Raw genomic sequence first — 548 nt, 5'->3', positions numbered from 1 at the left:
ACCGCCGCCAGCTCGGCACTGGATACGCTGACCGGGGCCGAGATCGTCATCTCGATGCTGCCGGCCAGCCGCCACGTTGAAGGCGTCTACCTGGGTGACGACGGCCTGCTGGCCGACATCCCCGGCGGCGCGCTGGTCATCGACTGCAGCACCATCGCGCCGGCCACCGCCCGCAAGGTCGCCGAAGCCGCTGCCGCGCGCGGCCTGCAGATGCTGGACGCACCGGTCTCCGGCGGCACTGCCGGTGCCCAGGCCGGCACCCTGACCTTCATCGTCGGTGGCGAAGCCGAGGCACTGGAGCGCGCGCGCCCGCTGCTGCAGGCGATGGGCAAGAACATCTTCCATGTCGGCGCCAGCGGTGCCGGCCAGGTCGCCAAGCTGTGCAACAACATGGCGCTGGGCGTGATCATGGCGGTGACCGGTGAGTCGATCGCGCTGGGCGTCGCGCACGGGCTAGACCCGAAGGTGCTCTCGCAGATGATGGCGGTCAGTACGGGCCGCAGCTGGGCGACCGAAGTGTGCAACCCGTGGCCCGGCGTGCTCGAAAA

1 protein-coding gene is annotated in these 548 nt (G+C 70.4%); it reads left to right on the top strand.

Features of this window, described 5'->3' with window-relative positions; genetic code table 11:
* Positions 1–548 (top strand): NAD(P)-binding domain-containing protein (locus AAE045_RS24160; protein WP_455549831.1); only part of this gene is annotated, 548 nt, incomplete at both ends.

This window comes from Dryocola clanedunensis, assembly GCF_038405435.1.
In the GTDB taxonomy this organism is placed as follows: Bacteria; Pseudomonadota; Gammaproteobacteria; order Enterobacterales; family Enterobacteriaceae; genus Dryocola; species Dryocola clanedunensis_A.
This window is presented reverse-complemented; position numbering and strand designations above follow the sequence as displayed.